Origin of the sequence: Streptomyces sulphureus DSM 40104 (assembly GCF_000381025.1) — a bacterium.
Lineage (GTDB): Bacteria > Actinomycetota > Actinomycetes > Streptomycetales > Streptomycetaceae > Streptomyces > Streptomyces sulphureus.
The window spans coordinates 254,115-271,032 of record NZ_KB905818.1; the positions used below are offsets into that span (position 1 = coordinate 254,115).

Consider the following 16,918-nt stretch of genomic DNA (forward strand, 5'->3'; position numbering starts at 1 on the left):
TAGGGGGTGGTCCACCGCACGCCGAAGGGCGGCGCCCCAAGGGGACGCCGCCCTCCGGTACGGTCAGCCGAGGAGTTCGACCTCGGCGAGGGTTCGGCCGCCGCCCGTGGGGACGAGGCGGTAGCGCTTGTGCTCTGCCCCGTGCGGCAGGGTGAAGGCGCGGGTCTGGTGGTCCCAGGCGAACGACTCGTGCTCGCGCCGGTCGACCGTCGTCCACTCCTTCCCGTCGTCCGAGCCCTGGAGCACCCAGCCGTCCGGAGCCTTGCCGGCGTCGGACGAGGTGAGCGTGTACGAGTCCACCTCGGCGCCGTCGGCGACGCGCATCGGCGTCCCGTCGAGCCGGCCCGACGACTTCGAGGTGTCGTCGAGGAGGGGGCCGCCGTCCGGCTTGGTGACGTCGGCGCGCGGCTTCGGTACCTCGTCGCCCTTGGTGAGCGAGGTGGGTCCGGCGTTCTTGCCCGTGCCCCAGCGCGAGGGCTTCGCGCCCATGTCGAACTCCAACTTGCCGCCGCGCGCGAGGAGATCGTGCGGGAGCGCCGTCGAGCTCCACTTCTTTCCGTTGACCTTCAGGCCCTGTACGTAGACGTTCTTCGCGCTGTTCTTCGGCGCCTCGACGACGAGGTCGCGGCCGTTCTCGAGGTGGACGGTCGCCTTGGTGAAGAGCGGTGAGCCGACGGCGTACTCGGGCTCACCCATGACGAGCGGATAGAAGCCGAGCGCGGAGAAGAGGTGCCAGGCGGACATCTCGCCGTTGTCCTCGTCCCCCGCGTATCCCTGGCCGATCTCGCTGCCCAGGTAGAGACGGGAGAGGGCCTCGCGGACCTTCTCCTGGGTCTTCCACGGCTTGCCCGCCGCGTTGTAGGTGTAGGCGATGTGGTGCGCCGGCTGGTTGCTGTGCGCGTACATGCCCATGCGGACGTCGCGGGCCTCGGTCATCTCGTGGATGATGCCCTCGTAGGAGCCGGAGTACTTCTCCTCGCCCGTCTCCGGGGTGCGGAAGTACTCGTCGAGCTTGTTCGCGAGTCCTTCCCGGCCGCCGTAGAGGTTGGCGAGGCCGCGCGTGTCCTGCGGTGCGGTGAACGCGAAGTTCCAGCCGTTGGTCTCCGTGTAGTCGTAGCCCCACACGCGCGGGTCGTACTCGTCGGGGGAGAGGCGCCACTCGCCCTTCGCGTCGCGTCCCTGGAAGAACCCGACGCGCTCGTCGAAGAGTTCGACGTAGTTCTGCGCACGGTTGCGGAAGTAGCGGGACTCCTCCAGGTACCGCTTCTTGCCGGTCTTCTCGTGGAGCGCCTTGCCCATACGGGCGATACCGGCGTCGTTGAGGTAGCCCTCCAGCGCCCAGGACATGCCCTCGCCCGTCTCCGTCGAGGTGTAGCCGAGGAACGGCGAGGTCTCCATGCCCTTGCGGCCGACGCCGGAGTCGGGCGGTGCGACGGTGGCGTTCTTCAGGGCTGCCTCGTACGCCGCCTCGGCGTCGAAGTCGACGCCCTTGGCGTACGCGTCGGCGAAGGCGACGTCGGAGCTGGTGCCGGTCATCAGGTCGGCGTAGCCGGGCGAGGACCAGCGGGAGATCCAGCCGCCGTCCTTGTACTGCTGGACGAAGCCGTCGACCATGCGCCCGGCGCGCTTGGGCGTGAGCAGCGAGTAGGCGGGCCAGGTGGTGCGGTAGGTGTCCCAGAAGCCGTTGTTGACGTAGACCTCGCCGTCGACGATCTTCGAACCCGTCTCGGTGGGCGTGTCCGGCTTCTCCGCCTTGGCGAACGGGCTCGCGTACTGCGAGCGCGAACCGACCTTCTCGAAGCCGGAGTTGGGGTAGAGGTAGAGCCGGTAGAGGTTGGAGTAGAGGGTGGTGAGCTGGTCCTCGGTGGCGCCCTCGACCTCGACGCGGCCGAGGATGTCGTCCCACTCCTGCTGCGCCTTGTGCGCGGTCCCGCGCAGCGTCGCGGAGGCGGGGAGCTCGTCGTGGAGGTTCGCCTTCGCCTGCTCGACGCTGATGAGGGAGGTGGCGATGCGCATGGTGACGGTCCGGTCGGCGCCCGCGTCGAAGCGCAGGTACCCGGCGTCGGGGCTGCCGCCTCCCTTGAGCGAACCGCCGCCCGTCGTGGGGGAGTCGAAGACGGCGTAGACGAACATCCGGGTGGCGCCGGTGGAGAGGCCGCTCTTCACGTCGGAGTAGCCGGTGACGACGCCGCGTTCGGTGTCGAGGGTGAGGCCGCTGCGGTCGTCGACGTTGTCGAAGATCAGCGAGGCGTCGCCCGCGGGGAAGCGGAAGCGCATCATCGCGCCGTGGTCGGTCGGGGCGACGTCGGAGCGCAGGCCGTTCTCGAAGGTGACGCCGTAGTGGTGCGGTCCGGCTTTCTCCTTCTCGTGGCGGAAGGGGAGCGCCCGCTTCTCGGGATCGGCCGGCGGTGCGCCGCTCTCCGCGCTCGGCATGACCTGGAACGTCTGGCGGTCGCCCATCCACGGGCTCGGCTCGTGGCTGGCGCCGAACGCCTGGAGGCTGGGCAGGTTGTCGTCGTTGTTGCCTGCCGCGTACTCGTAGAGCCAGTCGGTCGAGTCGGCCTTGGTGACCGGCGTCCAGAAGTTGAAGCCGTTGGGGACGGCCGTCGCCGGGATGTTGTTGCCGCGCGAGAACGAGCCGCTGGAGTTGGTGCCGCGGGTGGTGACGACGTGGTCGCTCGGGTGCTTCTTGGTCTGCGCCGGAGGCTCCGGCGCGAGCGCGATGTCGTCGACCCAGCCGCCGAACTCCGCCGTGCCCTTGGGCGAGTCGTACGCCACCAGGACGCGCTCGACGGTCTTGCCGGCCGCCACCTGGCCGAGGGCGGCCTCCTTGTGGTTCCACTGGTTGACGTAGAGCGTCTTCGACTTCGCCTGCCCGCGCGGGCTGAGCCCGGCGCCGTGCTGGTCGGTCGCGCCGAGCTCGCTGAGGTAGGTGCCGTCGGTGAAGGCGAGGTCGACGGCGGCGTGGGTGGCGGGGTAGCGCCCGTCCCGCTCCGGCATCTCGGGGAAGAGGCGGTAGCTGAGGACGGTGCGCGGGGTGACGCGTACGCGGGTGTCGAAGACCTTGTTGTAGGCCCAACCGCGTTTGGCCGCCGTGTGGTTGCCTGCGTAGCGCAGTGCGTGCTTGCCGGTGAAGCCGGCGCCGGTCTTGGCGGTGGGGGACTCGCTGGGCCCGTCGCCGACGCGGGTGTGCATCGGACCGCTGAGGCCGCCGGTGCGCGGGGTGCCGTCGGGGCCCTCCTCCGGGGTGTCGCGCCAGTCGGGCGCGGGGTCGTCGGCCTCGAACGACGAGTGGAATCGGGTGGGTTGGTTCTGCGGCTCCGGCGCCGCAACGGCGGCGGTGCCCTGCGTGGTGAGCGCGACGGCCGCGACGGCGAGGAGCGCCACCGCGCGAAGTGGCCGCCGGGGGCCTGCGGCCCCTGTGCGGCGGTGGCGGAGGGGGATCGGGCTTCGGGGGCGTGGCGTTGTGGGTCTGAGTCGCACGCGAGCCTCTCAAGATGTCCGACAACGTTGTCAGTTGGGGGAGCGCAACGCCCAAGTAACGTGCGTCGCGGTGAGGTTGTCAAGGTGTCCTACCGCGCGCGCGGTACCGGGGTTGCGTGGCGCGTGGAAGCTCTCCAGGATGCGTGGCACCACTTCTGTGGCGGCACGGTACGGGGTGGAGGGAGAGTGTGTGCGGGACCTGTGCCGGCTCCGCGAACACCCCGCGGACGAGGGGAAGTTCGCTTTTTCGGGCAGCGCAGGTCTCAACTCGGGAAAGAGTGCCGGGCAATCAGGCATTCGATCTTGCCGGAGTGGAGCAGAGTGGACTATACCTGTCCGCACCCCGGACGGGCCCGCGCGGACCGCACGGCCGCCCGTAGGGGCGCACCACGAGGCCACTGCACGACCTGCACCATCCGTACGAGGACGCACGGGACGGCACCTGCACCGCCCGCGCCCCAACTGACCCGCGGTGTCGGGCCCTTCGCCGGTGGGCGATCGACGGGAGACCGGTACACCGCCTGAGTCCTACAGAAGGCGAGGACTTGAGCATGGGATCGATCAGCGTCAACCGGCGTGCCCTCATCAAACGCGCCGGCGCCGCGGGCCTGTTGACGGTGCCCGCCGTCGGAGCACTCACCTCCTGTGCGACCGGGGGCGGCGACGAGAACAAGGCGGAGAAGGGCGAGAAGTCGGCGCAGAACCCGCTCGGCGTCAAGGAGGACGCCCCGCTCTCCGTCTACATCTTCAACGGTGGATACGACGACGAGTACGCCAAGTACGTCGAGAAGATGTACTCGAAGGCGCACCCCGAGGCGAAGGTGGACCACAAGGCCACCGAGAAGATCGCCACCCAGATCCAGCCCCGCCTGGTGAAGGGCGACCCGCCCGACGTCGTCAACAACTCCGGTGCCGACAACATGGAGATCGGCACCCTCGTCAAGAACAAGCAGGTCGCCGACGTCTCCGAGCTGCTGGACGCGCCGAGTTGGGACGACCCGAAGGTCAAGGTCCGCGACACCCTCGTGCCCGGCGTCGTGGAGATGGGCCAGTTCGGCGGGAAGGCGTGCTACCAGCTCAACATCGCCTCCACCGTCTACGGGCTCTGGTACTCGGAGAAGATGCTTTCGGAGACGCTGGAGGCCGAGTACCCCAAGACGTGGGACGAGATGCTCGCCCTCTGCAAGAAGGCGAAGTCCAAGGGGATCGCCGGCTGGACGTACGCGGGGCAGCACCCGCGGTACGTCTTCTTCGGCATGTACTCGATGATCGCCCAGGCCGGCGGGCAGAAGGTCATCAAGGCGATCGACAACCTGGAGCCGAACGCCTGGAAGGACGACGCCGTCCTCTCCGTCTTCGAGGCGTACGAGGAGCTGATCGCGAAGAAGTACATCCTCGCCAAGTCGGACGGCCTCGACCACGTGGAGTCCCAGACCGAGTGGACGAAGGGGAACGCCGTCTTCATCCCCAACGGTTCCTGGGTGGAGAACGAGGCGAAGGACACGACGCCCAAGGACTTCCGGATGACCGTCGCCGCACCCCCCGGGATCGACGCCAAGGGGAAGCTGCCGGCCACCACGCTCTACGCGCCTCCGGGAGAGCCGTTCGTCGTCCCGGCGAAGGCGCAGAACCTCCAGGGCGGGCTGGAGTTCATGCGCGCCATGTTCAGCAAGCAGGCGGCGCGCAACTTCTTCAAGGAGGTCTCCTCGATCCCCGCCGTCAAGGGGGCCATCGACGGGCTCGACCTGTCGCCCGGCGTGGAGAGTTCGCAGAAGGCGATCGAGGCGGCGGGCGACAACGTCGTGATCGCCTTCTTCCGCGAGTGGTACCGCACGCTCTTCGACGACGACTTCAACGCCGTGGCCGGGAAGTTCATGAAGGGCGAACTCTCCCCGAAGCAGGCGACGTCCGAGTTGCAGAAGGCTTTCGACCGGGTCGCCAAGGACCCGGACGTCACCAAGGTCAAGCACGCCGACTGACGGCGTACCTTCCCCCCTCCGGGCAACGTCCGCGCGGAGAGGGATAAAGAGCGGCAGCAGCGGGGATCGGAGCGTCGTGAACACTAAGGAGCGACCGGCTGCACGGCGGCCGGAGGCGCAGCCGTACGTGCGGTGGCGCCGGCTTTCCCTCGGCGAGCAACTTCAGTTCGTCGTCTCCGTGTTGGTGCCTCCGCGGTTCACCCCTGAGCGGGTGAGGTACGACCGCAGGTACCGCACGATCGACAAGTACCGCTTCGTGGCGTGGTTCTTGCTGCTGCCGCTCATCTTCTACGCGATATTCGTCATCTCGCCGTTCCTCCAGGCGATTTGGTACTCGTTCACCGACTGGACGGGTGGCGCGACCGCCAACTTCGTCGGGCTGGACAACTACACCAAGCTCTGGTCGGACGAGAAGTTCTGGGACTCGCTCGTCACCAGCCTCACGCTGCTCGTCATCGCGCCCGTCGTGACGTTGGCGCTCGGCATCTTCTTCGCCTACATGATCACCGCGGGCGGGCGCCACCGCAGGAACCAGGCGATCTCCGGGGTCGTCGGCTCCTCCTTCTACAAGGTGGTCTACTTCTTCCCCCAGGTGCTCTCGATCGCCATCATCGCGGTGATCTGGCAGCGGGTCTTCAGCTCCCGAAGCGGCCTGCTCAACGGCGTGTTGGGCGGTGTGGGGCTGGAGGGAGCCGAGCAGAGCTGGCTCGGCGGTGACTACAAGCTCGCCCTCGTCGCCACCCTCGTCGTGCTCTCCTGGAGCTTCGTGGGCTTCTACGTGGTGCTCTTCTCCGCGGCGATGGGCGCCATCCCCAACGACATCTACGAGGCCGCCCTGCTCGACGGCGCCGGGCGCGCCACCACCTTCTTCAAGGTCACCCTTCCCCTGATCTGGGACACCGTCCGAACGGGCTGGATCTACATGGGAATTCAGGCGCTCGACGCCTTCGCGGTGACCCTGATCATGGTCCCGAAGCATGCGCTGAAGGTGACCCCCGTCTACCTCTACAACAAGTTCCAGGAGGGCCAGCTCGGTTACGCCACCGCCATCGGCGTGGTGCTGCTGGTGCTGAGCATGGTCTTCTCCCTGCTGGTCATGCGGGTGGGGCGGCGTGAGCGCATCGAGTACTGAACGACAGCGGGGAGCGGCAGAGATGAGCGCACAGGTCCAGGTCGCACCGGACGGAGCCGACAGCCCCCACGGGGCCGGGAGTTCGGGCGTCGAGGGGGAGCGGCCCGCGCACGGCCGCGTTCTCAACGTCTTCTCGCACGCCTTCCTCGTGGTGTGGGTCGTGATGGCGGCGGGTCCTCTGCTGTGGGTGGTGATCACCGCCTTCCGGTCGTCGGGGGAGATCCTCGGCGACCCCATGGGCTTCCCCACCTCGCTCCAGTGGGAGAACTTCACCAACGCGTGGCTCGACGCCAACATCGGCAGGTACGCGCTCAACTCCCTGATAATCCTCGCCGGTTCGCTCACCGGCACGATGCTCCTGGGCGCGATGGCGGCGTACGTGATCGCCCGGTTCACCTTCCCGGGCAACCGGGCCGTCTTCCTGCTCTTCGCCGGCGGGATGATGTTCCCGATCATCCTCGCGCTGGTGCCGCTCTTCACGATCATGGACAACCTGTCGCTGCTCGACACGCGTCCGGGACTGATCGTCGCGTACATCGCCTACTCGTTGCCGTTCACCACCTTCTTCCTCACCTCCTTCTTCCAGACGCTCCCCTCGGGCGTCCAGGAGGCGGCGCAGATCGACGGCGCCTCGCACGTGCGGACGTTCTTCCAGGTGATGTTGCCGATGGCGAAGCCCGGGCTGGTGAGCATCGGCATCTTCAACTTCCTCGGCCAGTGGAACCAGTACCTCCTCCCGCTGCTGCTCAACAACGAGAACGAGAGCAGCTACGTGCTGCCGCAGGGGCTCGCCACGCTGGCCATCTCGCAGGGGTACGGGGGCGACTGGGGAGCGCTCTTCGCCGGCCTGACGATCGCGATGGTGCCCGTCCTCGTCGTCTACATCGTCTTCCAGCGGCAGGTGCAGGCGGGTCTGACCGCGGGAGCGCTGAAGTGACCTTGGGATAGTCAAGTCTCGCTGACAGAAGGCTATTTCAGCTTGGCCACGAAAGTGGCCTAGACCTGTTGAAGTCGTTTTCCGCGTCTGTAGTGTCGGCGCCGACGCGGAAGCGGAGGTCGCGCATTCCGGGCAAGTCGACACCGAGGTCGAAGGGTTGAACCACCATGAACAGACGAGTAGCGGTCACCGGTGCGACGGCGCTCGCAATGGCGCTGGGGCTGACCGCGTGCGGCGGTGACAGCGGAGGCGGTTCGGACGAGAACACGCTGAAGCTGGTGGCCGCCGACTACGGCGACAAGGCGTCCAACGCGTCGAAGAAGTACTGGAACGCCGTCGCCAAGGACTTCGAGAAGCAGAACAAGGACCTCAAGGTCGAGGTCGACGTCATCAACTGGAACGAGATCGACAGCAAGGTCAAGACGATGATCCAGAGCGGCAACGTTCCGGACATCCTCCAGACCGGCGGCTACGCCGACAAGGTCGCGGACGACCTGCTGTACAAGGCGGACGAGGTCCTCTCCCCGAAGACGCGCAAGAACTTCATCCAGACCTTCGCGAAGGCCGGCGAGGTCGACGGCGACCAGTACGGCATACCCTTCGTCTCCTCGACCCGGAACCTCTTCTACAACAAGGAGATCTTCGAGAAGGCCGGTATCAAGGAGCCCCCGAAGACCTGGGACGAGGTCGCCGACGCCGCAAAGAAGATCAAATCCTCGGGCGCCGCGGACACTCCGTACGCGCTGCCGCTCGGCCCCGAGGAGGCGCAGGGCGAGACGATGATGTGGGAGCTCGGCAACGGCGGCACCTACACCGACGCCTCCGGCAAGTACACCCTCGACGCGAAGGCCAACGTCGAGACCTTCACCTGGCTGCGGAAGAACCTCGTGGAGCCGGGGCTCACCTACTCCAACCCGGCCTCCACCGACCGCAAGACGGCGTTCGCCGACTTCGCGGCGGGCAAGGCGGGGATGCTCAACGGGCACCCGACGCTCATCGACATGGCGAAGGACGGCAAGGTCGACTACGGCGTCGCGCCGATCCCGGGCAAGAACGGCCCGCTGAAGTCCACGCTCGGCGTCGCCGACTGGATGATGGCCTTCAAGGACAACGGCAAGCAGGAACAGATCAAGAAGTTCCTCGACTTCGCGTTCAGCAAGAAGAACATGCTCAAGTTCGACGAGATGTACAACCTGATGCCCGTCACCAAGGACACCCTCGCCGAGATGGAGAGCAGCGGGAAGCACAAGGACCTGGAGCCCTTCTTCGAGGCGCTGCCCAACGCCAAGTTCTACCCGCTCGGCGACCCGGCCTGGGACGTCGTCTCCGCCGAGATCAAGAAGAGCGGCGGCAACGCGATCAAGGAGAACCCCGCGAAGGTGCTGGGCGAGTTGCAGAAGAAGGCCGAGGACGCGGCAGCCAACAAGTGACCGTTCCGCGCACCCTGTGCACCGCAAGGAGAAAACGTGCCTGATCAGGCCCCGGTGTCCCCGGCCAGCAGGAGCCGGGGGCCGGGCGGGCGCCGCGGGGCGCCGGGCCGCCGTCGCGGCCCGGCCGGCCTCGGCCCGCTTCCGTGGATCGCCCCTGCCGTCCTGCTCATCTTCGCGGTCGTCATCTGGCCCATCGTCGAGTTGATCCGGACGTCGTTCCTCAACATCAGCATCGCCGGTGTCGTCCGCGGCAGTGCGGGATTCGACAAGTACAGCAAGCTCTTCGACGATTCCAGTTTCGCCGGGGTTCTGATCTGGACAGTGGTCTGGACGCTCGTGGTCGTCTCGGCGACGATGCTGATCTCGCTCGCGCTGGCGCAGCTCTTCAACCAGCGCTTCCCCGGGCGGAGGATCGCCCGCTGGGCGCTGATCGCCCCCTGGGCGGCCTCCGTCCTGATGACCGCCGTCGGCTTCAAGTGGATGCTCAACCAGACCGCCGGCGTCCTCAACACGCTCATGCTCGACCTCGGCCTCATCGACCACTCGAAAGACTGGCTCGGCACCCCGGGCACCGCCTGGCCGTGGATGATGGTGGTCGCCGTCTTCGTCTCGTTGCCGTTCACCACGTACACGCTGCTCGCGGGGCTCCAGACGATCCCCGAGGACGTCTACGAGGCCGCGCGCATCGACGGTGCCGGGTCCTGGCAGACGTACACGGGCATCACCCTGCCGATGCTCAGGCCGGCCTTCCTCGTCGGCGTGGTGATCAACCTCATCAACGTCTTCAACTCCTTCCCGATCATCTGGGCGATGACCAGGGGAGGCCCGGGCAGCGACACCGCGACGACCACCGTCTTCATGTTCCAGCTCAAGGAGACGGACATCGCGGAGTCCGCTGCGATGTCGGTGGTCAACTTCGGCATGGTCGTCGTGCTCGTGCTGGTCTTCCTCAAGGTCAGCGGATGGAACAAGGAGGAGGACGCGTGACGACGGCGACCGCGACCAAGCCGGAGGCCCCGAGCCGGCCGCGCCGACTGCCCCCGCCCAAGCGGAAGTTCAGGCCCCGCACGCTGGTGATCGCCGCGTGCGCCTGGCTGCTCGCTGCGGTCTTCCTCGCTCCGTACCTGGAGATGATCGTCACCGCGCTGCGGCCCTCCGACGAACTGCGGGACCGCACCTACCTCCCTTCCGACTTCGAGTGGATGAACTTCATCGACGTCTGGAAGGAGTCGGCGCTCGCCGACAACCTGCGGGTGACGCTGCTCGTCGCGGGAGGCGCGACGCTGCTGGTGCTCCTCGTCTCGCTGCCGGCCGCCTACTACACGGCGCGGATGAAGTACCGCGGGCGCAAGGCGTTCCTGCTGCTGGTGCTCGTCACGCAGATGTTCCAGCCGACGGCGCTCCTCGTCGGGCTCTACCGCCAGTTCCACCAGCTCGACATGCTCAACTCGGTCTGGACGCTGATCCTCACCAACGCCGCCTTCAACCTCGCCTTCGCGGTCTGGATTCTCACCGCCTACATCGGGTCCATCCCGGTGCAGTTGGAGGAGGCGGCGATGGTCGACGGGCTCAACCGCTTCGGCGCCATGACGCGAGTGACGCTGCCGCTCGCGCTCCCGGGCGTGGTGACGGCGGTGATCTTCACCTTCATCACTTCGTGGAACGAGTTCGTCATGGGTCTGACGCTCATGACCGAGGCGGACAAGCAGCCGCTCACCGTGGGCATCAACAACTTCATCGGCAACTACACCGTGCAGTGGAACTACCTCTTCGCCGCTTCGGTGGTGGCGATCGTCCCGGTCATCATCCTCTTCGCCTTCATCGAGCGGCACGTGGTCTCCGGACTCACCGCCGGATCGGTGAAGTAGCGGCCACCGCGGCGCAGTTGCTTCCAGGACCGCTCCGGGCCGTCCCATACGCGCGGGGCGGCCCGGAGCGGTGTGCTCATCTTCCGTAGAATCCGCCCTGATGAGCACCGGGACCCGACCTGTTGTGGTTCCCTTGTGCTCAAGCCCTTGACGGGCGGTGCGGCTCAGGCTCTTCTTAGAGTTCAACTAGTGGACACAGTCCCTTGATGCGAGCCCGTCCCGTCCGGAGGCGTGGACCGCCCCGCGCGCCGGGCCGCGTCGGCGGGGGCGGTTCGCGGTGCGCGTACGTCGACCTTCAGGCGGGAGTGGATCAGTGGTGGAGACGCCGGGCTCGCAGTCCTCGCTGCACCGGGCCAACCTTGAGCGGGTGATCCGGGCGGTGCGGATGTCGGGCTCGCTCACGCAGGCCGAGATCGCCAGAAGGACGGGGCTCTCCGCCGCCACGGTCTCCAACATCGTGCGGGAGTTGAAGGACGGCGGCACGGTCACCGTGACGCCGACCTCCTCGGGCGGTCGGCGGGCACGCGCGGTCTCGCTCAGCGGCGACGCGGGCATCGTCGTCGGCGTCGACTTCGGGCACAGCCATCTGCGCGTCGCCGTCGGCAACTTGGCGCACCAGGTGCTCGCGGAGGAGTCGGCCCCGATCGACGTCGACGCCTCCGCCGCGCAGGGCTTCGACCGCGCCGAACGCCTCGTGCAGCGGCTCGTCGCCGACACCGGCGTCCCCCCGTGGAAGGTGATCGGCGTCGGGCTCGGCGTCCCGGGCCCGATCGACATCGCCACGGGCGTCCTCGGCTCGACCGCCATACTGCCCGGCTGGCACGGCACCAACCCGCGCGAGGAGCTGTCCGCGCGGCTCGGCGTCCCCGTCTACGTCGACAACGACGCCAACCTCGGCGCCCTCGGCGAGCAGGTCTGGGGGAACGGCAAGGGCGCCGCGGACCTCGCCTACATCAAGGTGGCGAGCGGCGTGGGCGCCGGCCTCGTCATCAACGGCCAGATCTACCGCGGCCCCGGCGGAACGGCGGGCGAGATCGGGCACATCACGCTCGACGAGTCGGGCCCCGTCTGTCGCTGCGGCAACCGCGGCTGCCTGGAGACCTTCACCGCGGCCCGGTACGTCCTGCCGCTCCTCCACTCCAGCCACGGCACCGACCTGACGATGCCGCGCGTCGTGCAGCTCGCACGCGAGGGCGACCCGGGTTGCCGCCGCGTCGTCGGCGACATCGGGCGGCACATCGGCAGCGGCGTGGCGAACCTCTGCAACCTCCTCAACCCGGCGGTCGTAGTGCTGGGCGGCGACCTCGCGGAGGCCGGCGAGCTGGTCCTCGACCCGGTGCGCGACTCGGTCGCGCGCTACGCCATCCCGAGCGCGGCTCGTCAACTCCAGGTTGCCGCAGGGACCTTGGGCGGTCGCGCCGAGGTGCTGGGGGCGCTCGCGCTGGTGCTCAACGAGATGGGTGACGCGACGCTCCTCGACGCGGCGGCAGGACTCCCCGCGGCACGGGGGCCGCGGGACGACGCCGCCGCGGCCGACGACGCCGCGTCCCGGTCGGGCACTGCCCCCCTCGGGGGGCGGGACGCCGCCGCGGTCTGAGAACCACCGCCACCCGCCCTCCGGCGCCGCGTCGGAGGGCGGTTTCGCGCGCCCGGCCGCCGTGCGCGCCGGGGGCGTCGGGCCCCGGGGAAGCCGGCGGGCGATGCCGGTCCGCGGGGTCTGGCGCGGCCCGTACTGCCGTCGCAGGCAAGGGAGTTGCGTGTCTTCACAGCCATAACGAATGGCATCGTTGCCGTCTCGTTAATGATTTACTTATTGACGGCTGCCTCCGGTGCGAGTTGACTTCTGGCCACCTCGGCCGCAACGACGGCCCCGTCAGGGAGGTACCCCAGTGAACGCAAAGCTGCGTCATGTCGCCCTCGGTTCGGTAGCCGTCTCGCTCGCGCTCGCCACCGCGGCGTGCGGGAGCGCCGCCGAGTCCGGCGACGGTTCGGACGACAAGGGCGAGAAGAAGGGCCCGCTCACCATCGGTCTGCTGCTGCCGGAGAACCAGACGGCACGCTACGAGCGGTTCGACCGCCCGCTGATGGAGAAGAAGATCAAGGAACTCGCGGGCGACGACACCAAGATCCTCTACACCAACGCCAAGCAGGACGCCTCCGTCCAGCAGCAGCAGGCGGACACGATGATCGCCAAGAAGGTCGACTCGCTCATCGTCGACGCGGTCGACGCCAAGTCGATCGCCGCCTCGGTGAAGAAGGCCGACGACAGCGGCATCCCCGTCGTCGCCTTCGACCGCCTCGCGGAGGGCCCGATCAGCGCGTACACCTCGGTGGACAACGCCAAGGTCGGCAAGATCCAGGGCCAGGCGCTCCTCGACGAGCTCGGCGACAAGGCCGACAAGGGCCAGATCGTCATGATGAACGGCGCCGTCACCGACCCCAACGCCAAGATGTACAAGGACGGTGCGCTCTCCGTCCTCAAGGGCAAGGTCAAGATCGGCAAGTCCTACGACACCAAGGAGTGGGCGCCGGCCAACGCCAACGAGAACATGAAGGGCGCCCTCGCCGCACTCGGCAAGGACAAGATCGTCGGCGTCTACTCGGCCAACGACGGCATGGCGGGCGGCGTCATCACCGCACTCAAGGGCGCCGGCTACGCCAAGGACGAGATGCCGCCGGTCACCGGTCAGGACGCCGAACTCAACGCCGTGCAGCGCCTCCTCGCCGACGAGCAGTTCATGAGCGTCTACAAGCCGTACGTGCCCGAGGCCAACGCGGCGGCCGAGTTCGCGGTCGCGCTCGCGCAGGGCAAGAAGGCCGAGACGGTGGCCACGTCGAAGACCGACAGCGAGTCCGAGAAGGGCGTGCCGACGAAGATCGTCAAGCCGCTGCCGCTCACCAAGGACGACGTGAAGAAGTATGTCGGCAAGCCCGGCTTCTTCACCAAGAAGGAGATCTGCACCGACAAGTTCGCCGACGCCTGCGAGAAGGCCGGCATCTGACGCGTCCGTTGCGGCCCCGAGCCGCACACCGGCTCCCACGGGAGCCGCCCGGTACCGTCCCGCACCTCGCACCCGCCTCCAACCCGCCGCGGGTGCGGGGTGCGGGACAGCACGCCCCGCCGGCCAGGCGGCGAAGGAGTTGATGCACGTGTCCGCTACGCCCGTGCTGGCGTTGCGCGGAGTCTCCAAGCGGTTCGGTGCCGTACAGGCGCTCACCGACGTGGAGTTGGAGATCCATCCCGGCGAGGTGGTCGCTCTCGTGGGCGACAACGGCGCCGGCAAGTCCACCCTCGTCAAGGCGATCGCCGGCGTCGGCCCGGCCGACGAGGGGACCGTCGAGTGGGAGGGCAGGCCGGTGCAGATCGGCCGGCCGCACGACGCGCAGCAGTTGGGGATCGCCACCGTCTACCAGGACCTCGCTCTCTGCGACAACCTCGACGTCGTCGGCAACCTCTTCCTCGGCGCCGAACTCCGCAACGGGGGCCTCCTCGACGAGGTGGAGATGGAGCGCAAGGCACGCGAACTCCTCTCCACCCTGTCCATCCGCATCCCCAGCGTCCGGATACCGGTCGCCTCGCTCTCCGGCGGTCAGCGGCAGACCGTCGCCATCGCCCGCTCGCTGCTCGGCGAGCCGAAGGTGGTGATCCTCGACGAGCCGACCGCGGCCCTCGGCGTCGAACAGACCGCGCAGGTGCTCGACCTCGTCGAGCGCCTCCGGGACCGCGGCCTCGGCACCATCCTCATCAGCCACAACATGGAGGAGGTGCGCGCCGTGAGCGACCGCGTCGCGGTGCTGCGGCTCGGAAGGAACAACGGCACGTTCGAGGTGGCCGACACCTCGCAGGAAGAGATCGTCTCCGCCATCACCGGTGCCACGCAGAACGCCGTGACCCGCCGTGAGGCGCGCACCACGGAGGTGGGGCAGTGAGCAGCGGCAACGCCTCTGAGTCGGAGGCCGGCAAGGACACGGTCCCGCAGCAGGCCGACGGCGGCGAATCGGTCGCCGTCGCCAAGCCGCCGGCGGAAGAGGAGTCTTCCGTCGGAGAGGGCGGCGCCGAGGAGCAGAACGCGCTCGACGTCATCGACCCCAGGCTGCTCGTCCGGCAGCGCGGCTTCAAGGGGTACCTGGAGGAGTTCGGGCGCAAGGTCCGCAGCGGCGACCTCGGTTCGATGCCGGTCATCATCGGCCTGATCGTGATCGCGATCGTCTTCCAGTCGATGGACTCGGCCTTCCTGAGCGCCAACAACCTCAGCGACCTCTTCGTCCAGAGCGCCGGCACCGGGCTGATCGCCGTCGGCATCGTCTTCGTGCTGATCCTCGGCGAGATCGACCTCTCCGTCGGCTCGGTGAGCGGGATGTCGGCCGCGGTCTTCGCTGTGCTCAACATCAACAACGGCATGAGCGAACCGCTGGCGCTGGTGCTGGCGATCGTCACCGGCGCGGCGGCCGGTGCGCTCCACGGCTTCTTCTTCGCCAGGGTCGGAGTGCCCGCCTTCGTCGTCACCCTCGCGGGGCTGCTGGGCTGGAACGGCCTGATGCTCTACATCCTCGGTGACAACGGCACGATCAACCTCGACGCCGACGGACTCGTCGCGAAGCTCACCAACTACTACTTCAGCGACGTCGCCGCCGCGTACGGGCTCGCGCTCCTCAGCGTCGTCGTCTTCCTCGGCGCCTCGCTCCTCGACTCGCGGCGCCGCAAGGCGGCCGGGGTGCCGAGTCGTCCGCTCAGCGAGGTCGTGCTGCGTACCGTGCTGCTGGCGATCCCCGTCTTCGCGGCCGCCGCGGTCTTCAACCAGTACAAGGGGCTGCCGCTGGCGGTGCTGATCTTCGTGGCGGTCGTCGTCGTCGGCGACTTCGTCCTGCGGCGCACCGTCTACGGCCGGAAGGTGTTCGCGGTCGGCGGCAGCAGTGAGGCGGCGGGCCGCGCCGGCATCAACGTTCCGCTGATCCGGATCTCGGTCTTCGCGATCGCCGGCACGATGGCGGCCGTCGGCGGCATGTTCCTCGCCTCGCTGATCAACGCGGCGAACCAGGCGTCGGGCGCCGGCAGCCTCCTGATGAACTGCATCGCCGCCGCCGTCATCGGCGGGACGAGCCTCTTCGGCGGGCGCGGCAAGACGTGGTCGGCGCTGCTCGGTGCGCTCGTCATCCAGTCGATCGCCTCCGGGATGGCGCTCCTCGCGATCAGCTCCGCGGTGCAGTACATGATCACGGGCGCGGTGCTCCTCGCCGCCGTCGTGATCGACTCCGTCTCCCGGCGCACGCAGAAGACGGCAGGACGCGCCTGACGCACTCCGGGGCGCGCGCCGCGTGCGGGCGCCCCGGACGCGGCTTCGGGGTGCGCACCGGGCCCGGTCCGTGCAGCGTGGTGGAGGAACGAGCAGCCCTACCGCGCGGGAGGCCGAGTGGAGCCACGACCCGTCGTCGCGTTCGACCTGCTGGAGACCGTCCTCGACCTCGCGCCGTTGCGCGACCGTTTCTCCTCGGCCGGGCTGCCGGCGGAACTCGTCCACCCCTGGTTCCTGCGCGTGCAGCGGGACAGCATGGCGCTCGTGCTCGCCGGCGGGAGCCCCGAGTTCCGGCGCGTGGCGCGCCAGGCGCTGCGCACCGAGAGCGGGCGCGCCGTCCCGGACGAGCAGGCCGACGGGCTGCTCGACGCCTTCCGTACGCTCCCCGCCCACCCGGACGCCGAGCCGGCGCTGCGCCGGCTCACCGACGCGGGCTTCGCCGTGGCCGGGCTCACGGTGGGCGAGGCGGCGAGCACCCGCGAGGCGCTCGATCGCGCGGGGCTCGCCCCGTTCGTCGACCGGATCGTCACGGCCCGGCAGGTCGGAAGCTGGAAGCCGGCGCCCGCCGTCTACCACGCGGCCGCCGAGGCGATGGAGACAACCCCGGAGCGGATGGCCGTCGTCGCCGTCCACGCCTGGGACTGCCACGGGGCCACACGCGCGGGCTGCCCGACGGGTTGGTGCTCCCGTCTGGAGGGAGAGTTCGGCGAGGTTTTCGCGCCGCCCGACGTGACGGGCGGCGACCTCGTCCGCGTCGCGGACGGGCTGGTGGACCTCCTCGTCGCGTGAACCGCG

The 16,918-nt window shown here is 68.7% G+C and carries 12 protein-coding genes; 11 read left to right on the forward strand and 1 reads right to left on the reverse strand.

Going from position 1 to position 16,918, the window contains the following annotated elements; translation table 11 throughout:
• Nucleotides 1–63: 63 nt before the first annotated feature.
• Complete coding sequence (locus F603_RS0118320) at nucleotides 64–3,387, reverse strand: GH92 family glycosyl hydrolase (protein WP_019547437.1); 3,324 nt, start codon at nucleotides 3,385–3,387, stop codon at nucleotides 64–66.
• Nucleotides 3,388–4,034: 647 nt separating this feature from the next.
• Here F603_RS0118320 and ngcE point away from each other — a divergent pair.
• The 11 genes from ngcE (at nucleotide 4,035) to F603_RS0118375 (ending at nucleotide 16,912) form a co-directional block, all read left to right on the forward strand.
• On the forward strand, nucleotides 4,035–5,462 hold the full coding sequence (gene ngcE / locus F603_RS0118325) for an N-acetylglucosamine/diacetylchitobiose ABC transporter substrate-binding protein (protein WP_019547438.1): 1,428 nt from the start codon (nucleotides 4,035–4,037) through the stop codon (nucleotides 5,460–5,462).
• A gap of 127 nt (nucleotides 5,463–5,589) precedes the next feature.
• Complete coding sequence (locus F603_RS0118330) at nucleotides 5,590–6,594, forward strand: carbohydrate ABC transporter permease (RefSeq protein ID WP_019547439.1); 1,005 nt, start codon at nucleotides 5,590–5,592, stop codon at nucleotides 6,592–6,594.
• A gap of 22 nt (nucleotides 6,595–6,616) precedes the next feature.
• Complete coding sequence (locus F603_RS0118335) at nucleotides 6,617–7,531, forward strand: carbohydrate ABC transporter permease (protein ID WP_019547440.1); 915 nt, start codon at nucleotides 6,617–6,619, stop codon at nucleotides 7,529–7,531.
• Nucleotides 7,532–7,698: 167 nt separating this feature from the next.
• Complete coding sequence (locus F603_RS0118340; RefSeq protein WP_019547441.1) at nucleotides 7,699–8,961, forward strand: extracellular solute-binding protein; 1,263 nt, start codon at nucleotides 7,699–7,701, stop codon at nucleotides 8,959–8,961.
• A 54-nt stretch (nucleotides 8,962–9,015) separates the two neighbouring features.
• On the forward strand, nucleotides 9,016–9,948 hold the full coding sequence (locus F603_RS0118345; protein ID WP_019547442.1) for a carbohydrate ABC transporter permease: 933 nt from the start codon (nucleotides 9,016–9,018) through the stop codon (nucleotides 9,946–9,948).
• The gene (locus F603_RS0118350) at nucleotides 9,945–10,829 is read left to right on the forward strand and encodes a carbohydrate ABC transporter permease (protein WP_019547443.1); all 885 of its coding nucleotides are present in this window, start codon (nucleotides 9,945–9,947) and stop codon (nucleotides 10,827–10,829) included. The genes F603_RS0118345 and F603_RS0118350 overlap by 4 nt, the downstream gene beginning before the upstream one ends.
• A 316-nt stretch (nucleotides 10,830–11,145) precedes the next feature.
• On the forward strand, nucleotides 11,146–12,426 hold the full coding sequence (locus tag F603_RS0118355) for an ROK family transcriptional regulator (protein WP_019547444.1): 1,281 nt from the start codon (nucleotides 11,146–11,148) through the stop codon (nucleotides 12,424–12,426).
• A gap of 292 nt (nucleotides 12,427–12,718) precedes the next feature.
• Entirely contained in the window at nucleotides 12,719–13,831 is a 1,113-nt protein-coding gene (locus tag F603_RS0118360; RefSeq protein WP_019547445.1) for a substrate-binding domain-containing protein, read from the forward strand.
• Between the two features lie 139 nt (nucleotides 13,832–13,970).
• A complete protein-coding gene (locus F603_RS0118365; RefSeq protein WP_078495669.1) occupies nucleotides 13,971–14,759 on the forward strand; it encodes an ATP-binding cassette domain-containing protein in 789 nt (262 codons plus the stop codon).
• Nucleotides 14,756–16,123, forward strand: a complete 1,368-nt coding sequence (locus F603_RS0118370; protein ID WP_019547446.1) for a sugar ABC transporter permease — start codon at nucleotides 14,756–14,758, stop codon at nucleotides 16,121–16,123. The genes F603_RS0118365 and F603_RS0118370 overlap by 4 nt, the downstream gene beginning before the upstream one ends.
• Nucleotides 16,124–16,240: 117 nt before the next feature.
• Nucleotides 16,241–16,912: a haloacid dehalogenase type II gene (locus tag F603_RS0118375; RefSeq protein ID WP_019547447.1), complete on the forward strand. Its 672-nt coding sequence runs from the start codon at nucleotides 16,241–16,243 to the stop codon at nucleotides 16,910–16,912.
• Nucleotides 16,913–16,918: the final 6 nt, after the last annotated feature.

Bases quoted from the DNA above. Each gene is read 5' to 3' on its own strand.
- F603_RS0118340 (WP_019547441.1), top strand. From the start codon at position 7,699: ATGAACAGACGAGTAGCGGTCACCGGTGCGACGGCGCTCGCAATGGCG.
- ngcE (WP_019547438.1), top strand. From the start codon at position 4,035: ATGGGATCGATCAGCGTCAACCGGCGTGCCCTCATCAAACGCGCCGGC.
- F603_RS0118335 (WP_019547440.1), top strand. From the start codon at position 6,617: ATGAGCGCACAGGTCCAGGTCGCACCGGACGGAGCCGACAGCCCCCAC.